This window comes from Streptomyces sp. KLMMK, assembly GCF_036961605.1.
In the GTDB taxonomy this organism is placed as follows: Bacteria; Actinomycetota; Actinomycetes; order Streptomycetales; family Streptomycetaceae; genus Streptomyces; species Streptomyces telluris.
This window is the reverse complement of record NZ_JBAMDC010000366.1, coordinates 1-6,420: the sequence shown is the minus strand read 5'-3', so window position 1 is coordinate 6,420 and position 6,420 is coordinate 1. Positions and strand designations below refer to the sequence as shown.

4 protein-coding genes are annotated in these 6,420 nt (G+C 70.9%); 3 read left to right on the top strand and 1 reads right to left on the bottom strand.

Annotated features, from left to right (window positions below):
• Positions 1-301: 301 nt before the first annotated feature.
• Both V7793_RS31105 and V7793_RS31100 read left to right on the top strand, forming a co-directional pair.
• Positions 302-2,101 (top strand): LCP family protein, encoded by a 1,800-nt coding sequence (locus V7793_RS31105; RefSeq protein WP_336012877.1) that lies wholly within the window; start codon positions 302-304, stop codon positions 2,099-2,101.
• 152 nt (positions 2,102-2,253) lie between these two features.
• Positions 2,254-4,083, top strand: a complete 1,830-nt coding sequence (locus V7793_RS31100) for an LCP family protein (protein ID WP_336012874.1) — start codon at positions 2,254-2,256, stop codon at positions 4,081-4,083.
• Positions 4,084-4,141: 58 nt separating this feature from the next.
• Here V7793_RS31100 and V7793_RS31095 read toward each other — a convergent pair whose 3' ends face one another.
• The gene (locus V7793_RS31095; RefSeq protein ID WP_336012871.1) at positions 4,142-5,158 is read right to left on the bottom strand and encodes a glycosyltransferase family 2 protein; all 1,017 of its coding nucleotides are present in this window, start codon (positions 5,156-5,158) and stop codon (positions 4,142-4,144) included.
• 208 nt (positions 5,159-5,366) lie between these two features.
• On the opposite strand from V7793_RS31095, the gene V7793_RS31090 reads away from it, so the two are divergent.
• Positions 5,367-6,420: LCP family protein (locus V7793_RS31090; RefSeq protein ID WP_336012868.1), on the top strand; the 1,054-nt coding region annotated here is incomplete at its 3' end.

The window sequence follows — 6,420 nt, the reverse complement described above, 5'->3', positions numbered from 1 at the left end:
CGCCGGCACCGCGCCGGGCACCGCTCCCCCCACCTACGAAGGGACCACGGCCGCACGCGGCATCTGTGGATGAATCGCTCGAACTTCGCGAACGTGACTTCCGGGTCGGCGAATGGATTGAGCAGATTGCCCAGTTGTAGGGGAGTGGAATTTGTCACCGGCGTCGCTTGACGCTGAACTGGGCGGATAGTGTGAGCGATCCGGTGCGCACGGCCGGGCTGACCGCGCACTGCACAGACGACGTGACCGAGCGCCTCGGGGGGGAGGCGCCGCGTGGCACCGACGGAGGATTCAAGCGACCGTGGACGCGCAAGGCCGTGGGCGGGCGGGCGGTATCGACCCCGCCGACCAGTGGGTCTTCGACCCCAAAACCGGCAGCTACGAGCTGCGTCTCGACCATGCCGACGGGGCGGATCCGGCCCCGGGGCCGAGCTCGCCCCCCTCGGACATCACCGATCCCTCCGGCTCGGCCAGCTCCTTCGTGCCGTCCTCTAAGGCCGTCCCGAGCCCGGCGCCGCGCCCGAAGCCGGCACCCGGCGGCGGCCGGCGGGACGTTCCGGGCCCGCGCGTCACCGGCCGGCGCGGTGGCACCAAGGCGGGGACCAAGGCGTCGGTCAAACCCGCGACGGGCAGGCGCAAGCCCAAGCCGAAGAAGTCCGGCAAGAAGAAGGCCCTGCTGTGGACCGGAGGGACGCTGGCGTTCATCCTGGTCGGCGGCTCGGTGGGCGCCTACCTGCTCTACGAGCACTTCAACAACAACCTGAACAAGGTCGACGTCGGCATCAACAACGGCGCCGTCATCAAGGGCCCCGTCAACATCCTGGTCATCGGCACCGACAAGCGTGACGGCGAGGGCAACAAGGGCTACGGCGACGAGGGCAGCGTCGGCCACGCCGACACCACGCTCCTCTTCCACGTCTCCGAGGACCGGTCGAACGCCACCGCGCTCTCCATCCCGCGCGACATGATCACCGACATCCCGGAGTGCACCACCAAGAAGGACGGGAAGACCAGGACCATCCCCGGCTCGAAGGGCGTCCGCTTCAACGAGAGCCTGGGCCAGGAGGACCGCGACCCCGGCTGCACCTGGCGGACCGTCGAGGCCCTCACAGGGCTGAAGGTCAGTCACTTCATGATGGCCGACTTCAACGCCGTCAAGCGGATGTCGTCGGCCGTCGGCGGCGTCGAGGTCTGCCTGGCCAAGGACATCGACGACCCCAAGTCGCACCTCAAGCTCAGCAAGGGCCGGCACAAGATCGAGGGCGAGGACGCGCTCGCCTTCGTGCGGACCCGGCACAGCGTCGGCTTCGAGAGCGACCTCGACCGGATCAAGCTCCAGCAGCAGTTCCTGAGCTCGATGATCCGCGAGATGAAGTCCGACGACACCTTCACCAACCCCAAGAAGCTCTACAACCTGGGCGACGCGGCCACGAAGTCACTGACCGTCGACTCCGGCATAGGGTCCGTCAGCGATCTGACCAAGCTGGCCAAGGACCTCAGCCGGGTCAACATCAAGAACATCACCTTCGCGACCGTCCCCGTCGTCGACAACCCCGCCGAGGGCAAGAACCACAAGACCGTCGTCCTCGACAAGGCGAAGGCCGAGCCGCTGTTCGCGATGGTCCGTCAGGACGTCTCCCTCACCGAGGTGAAGGAGAAGGAGAAGAAGGAGCAGGAGCAGGCCGACGCCAAGCAGGCGGCCCTGCTGCAGGGCCCCCGCGCGGAGCCCGCGGCCGTCCGGGTCAAGGTCCTCAACGGCAGCGGCAGGATCGGCGCGGCCCAGGAGGCCGTCCGCTGGATGCAGACCAGCAAGGGCATCGTCCGCAGCAGCAACGGCGGCAACGGCAAGAAGGCCGACAAGACGGTCCTGGAGTTCTCCTCCGCCCAGGCCGACCAGGCGCGCCGCGTCGCCGACGTGATGGGCCTGTCCGCCGACGCCCTCAAGGAGACCTCCGGCGGCGCCGCTCCGGCCGAGATGACCCTCACCCTGGGCTCGGACTTCAAGGCCGCGGGCACCCCCGTCAATGCTCCGGCGCCCGCAAAGGCGCCGGAAGGCATCCAAAAGGTCGAAGCGGACGACAAGAACATCTGCGCCAAGTGAACCCAGGCACCGCGCACATGCATCTCACTATCGGGCGGCCGGTCTGTTGATCAGCAGGCCGGCCCTGCCGCGCGACCCGCTGGGCGCGCACCGATCCATGAGAGACGACACGCCTGCCCATCGGGCCGGACGCACCATTTAGGGGAGGCCTGATGCGGCAGAGCAGTGTGCGGGGGCCGCGGGCGCGCAAGAGCGTGCCGGGGGCACGCGAAGACGGCGGCAAGGGCGCACGGTCCGGCGATGCCGAGGCGGCGCAGGAGGACGGAACCGCCGGAACAGCCGGGAAGGGCGGAGACTCCGGGAAGCCGGAGAAGGCCGGAAAGCCCGGGAAGGCCGCGAAAGCCACGAAGGCCGGCGGGTCCGGGAAGCACGGCGCTCCCGTCAGCCGGCGCACCCGCGCGGCCCGAATAGCCCGCTGGGCCGCGCTCTGCCTCGCGGTCCTCGTGCTCGGCGTCTCGGCCGCCGGCTACTTCTACTACCAGCACCTCAACGGCAATCTGAAGAAGGACCCGCTCAACCTCGGCGACAAGCGCCTCGACCGCAGCGCCGCCAACGCCGCGGGCCAGCGCCCGCTGAACATCCTCCTCCTCGGCTCCGACAGCCGGAACTCGGCGGAGAACGTCGCCCTCGGCGGCGCCCGCGAGGACGCCGGACGCAAGCCCCTCGCCGACGTCCAGATGCTCGTGCACGTCTCGGCCGACCGCAGCAACATGTCGGTCATCAGCGTCCCGCGCGACACCCGGGTCACGATCCCCAAGTGCACCGACCCCGACGACGGGACGGTCTACAAGGAGACGAACCGGCAGATCATCAACACCAGCCTGATGAACGGCGGGCCCGGCTGCACCGTCGCCGCCTGGGAAGAGCTCACCGGCATCCCCATCGACCACTTCATGATGATCGACTTCGCGGGCGTGGTGAGCATGGCCGACGCCGTCGGCGGCGTCCCGGTCTGCGTGGACAACAACGTCTACGACAAGGACTCCGGTCTGCGTCTGACGAAGGGCACGCACAACGTCAAGGGCGAGCAGGCCCTGCAGTGGCTGCGCACGCGCCACGGCTTCGAGGACGGCAGCGACATCGGCCGCACCCACGCCCAGCACATGTACATGAACGCGATGGTCCGCCAGCTGAAGTCCGGCACCAAGCTCACCGACCCGGACAAGCTCACCGACCTCGCCGAGGCCGCCACCAAGGCGCTCACCGTCGACAAGGACCTCGGCTCGGTCAAGAAGCTCTACGACCTCGCCGACGACCTCAAGCGCGTGCCGTCCGGCCGGATCACCATGACCACCATGCCGTGGGTGTCGGACCCGTGGGACCCGGACGCCCACGTCGTCCCGAAGCCGGGCGACGCGGAGCAGCTGTTCTCGCTCGTCCGCCGCGACATCGCGCTCGACGGCAAGGACAAGAAGAAGGACGACAGGAGCACGGCACCGGCCTCGCCGGCCTCCCCCAAGGGCTCCGTCGAGGTGACGGTCTTCAACGGCACCGGCACCGCCACCCAGCCCGTCGCCACCGGCCGCGGCGCCGAGGTCGCCGCGGCGCTCGTCAAGCAGGGCTTCACCAAGGCCACGTCGGACTCCACGCCCAAGGCCCAGGCCGACACGACGCTGCGGTACGCCAAGACGTCCCAGCGGGCTGACGCCGAGGCCCTGGCCAAGGCCCTCGGGCTGCCGGAGCGGGCGGTGCGGATGTCCACCGCGGTCGAGGGGCTGACCCTGGTGATCGGCGGGGACTGGCGCACGGGGACGACGTACCCGAAGGGCGAGGACGCCGCCGCGGACGAGAAGAGCGGCAAGGGCGAGCAGGACAAGGCGGGCGAGAAGGGCGAGAAGTCCGGGAAGCCCGGCGACGACAAGGCGCAGGGCGACGGCAAGCCCAAGAAGGAGGCCGACGACAAGGCCCCCGAGAGCTCGGACCCGCTCAACGGCAACGACACCTCCGCCTGTATGAAGGTGAACTCGCTGAATCGTTTCTGAGCATGCGGAAAGGGCCGGACGAGCGTGTCGTCCGGCCCTTTCGCGCGGATCGGCGTGGTCAGCCCGCCCGCACGGGCTCGCGGCGGCTGGCGATGACCTTCTTCGCCAGCGACCGCGGGCTGGTCAGGAAGCCGAACCCCCACGACATGTGCATCGTCGCCAGCGCCACCGGGATCTGCGCGCGCGCCTTCAGCGGCAGGCCCTTGCCCGCGGGCACCGAACCGGCGGTGATCGCCGCCAGGTAACCGGCCGGCACGACCAGGCCCCACGGGGTGACGACGGCGCCGGCCACGAGACCCGCGGCGATGGCGACGACGGCGGTCGGCGCGGCCAGGTAGCGCAGGTTGATCGAGCCCTGGTGGTAGCGGGCCACGACGTGGCGCCAGCGGCCGTAGTCCTTGTACTGCTTGGCCAGCGCCTTCACGCTCGGGCGCGGCCGGTAGGAGACCTTCAGCTCCGGCGAGAACCAGATCAGCCCGCCCGCCTCGCGGATGCGGAAGTTCAGCTCCCAGTCCTGGGCGCGGATGAACTCCTCGTTGTACCCGCCCTGCTGCTCCAGCGCCTCGCGCCGGAAGACGCCCAGGTACACGGTCTCGGCGGGGGCGGCGGCGCCCCCGGTGTGGAAGGCGGCGTTGCCGACGCCGACCTTGGAGGTCATCGCGGCGGCGACGGCCTGCTCCCAGGCGTTCTCCCCCTCGGCGTGCATGATGCCGCCGACGTTCTGCGCGCCGGTCTCGTCGAGCAGGCGCACGGCCGTCGCGATGTAGTTCGGCGACAGCATGCCGTGGCCGTCCACGCGCACCACGATCGGGTGGCGGGAGGCCTTGATCGCGGCGTTGAGGGCGGCGGGCGTGCGGCCGGTGGGGTTGGGCACGGTGTGGACCCGGGGGTCCTCGCGCACGAGCTCGGCGGCGATCTCGTCCGTACGGTCCGTGGACGGGCCGAGGGCGATCACCACCTCCAGCTCGCCGGCGTACTCCTGCTCCAGGATGTGCCGCACTGACGTGCGCAGATGCCGCTCCTCATTGAGCACCGGCATGATCACGGAAACGGCGGGCGGCTGCTGTTCGGACATGGTTCCTCGGGGATACGGGGTCCCCCCGGCGGGGTGGAGGGAGCCGACGGAGTCGTCCGTCACGTTACCGCCAATGGCGGAACGGCTGCTCCCGCCCGGGTGGCAGCGGTGACCGGAACGGCGTGGGGACGCGGGCTGCTGATCGTATTGACCTACGTTATCCGTCCCCGTTCCGCCCGCATCCCGTCCGTCGTGGAGGCCCTCGCCCATGACCGCACCGGCCCCGAGTCCCCACCCGCGCCGGGCCCGCCACGGCGCGCCCCGCCGGCCGCGCTGGGGGCTGCGCCTCGCCACATGCGCCGCCGTCGCCGTGCTGGCCGCGGGGGGCATCGGGCACGCGGTGGTCACCGACATCGACAGCCGCATCGGCCGGGTGGACCCCTTCGCCGGACTGTCGAACCGGCCGCCCGTCGCCGTCAGCAAGGGCATGAACATCCTGCTCGTGGGCACCGACGCCCGCGACCGGATCGACCCCGAGGAGCGGCAGCGCTATCACCTGGGCGGCACGGCCTGCCACTGCACGGACACGGTGATGCTGCTGCACCTGTCCGCGGCCCGGGACCGCGTCTCCGTCGTCAGCCTGCCCCGCGACACCTACGCCGAGATCCCCGCGCACGTCGACGAGGCCGGCCGTCCCCGCCCCGCCCACGCGCAGAAGCTGAACGCCGCCTACGCCGAGGGCGGGCCCGGGCTGACCGTGCGGACCGTGGAGCTGCTCACCGGGGTCCACGTCGATCACTACCTGGAGGTGGACTTCACCAGCTTCATGCGCACCGTGGACGTGGTGGGCGGGGTGCAGGTGTGCTCGGCCCGGCCGCTGCGGGACCCGTACAGCGGGCTCGACCTGCCGCCGGGCACGAGCACCCTCAATGGCGGGCAGGCCCTGCAGTACGTGCGCTCGCGGCACCTCGACGGGGCCTCCGACCTGGGCCGGATGCAGCGCCAGCAGCGCTTCCTGGCCTCGCTGCTGCACACGGCGACGGACGGCGGGGCGCTGCTGAACCCGGTGAAGTTCCAGCAGGTCGCCGCGACGCTGCTGGGCTCGGTGCGCGCGGACCGGGGCTTCGACGGCGAGACGCTCATCGGGCTCGGCCGGGCGATGAAGAACCTCTCGCCCGCCTCCGCGGAGTTCGCCTCGGTGCCGGTGGGGTCCGCGGACTATCCCGTGCCGCGGGTCGGCTCGACGGTGAAGTGGGACGACGAGGCGGCCGCCCGCCTCTTCGAGGCGCTGCGCGAGGACCGCCCGCTGACGGCCCGGTCGC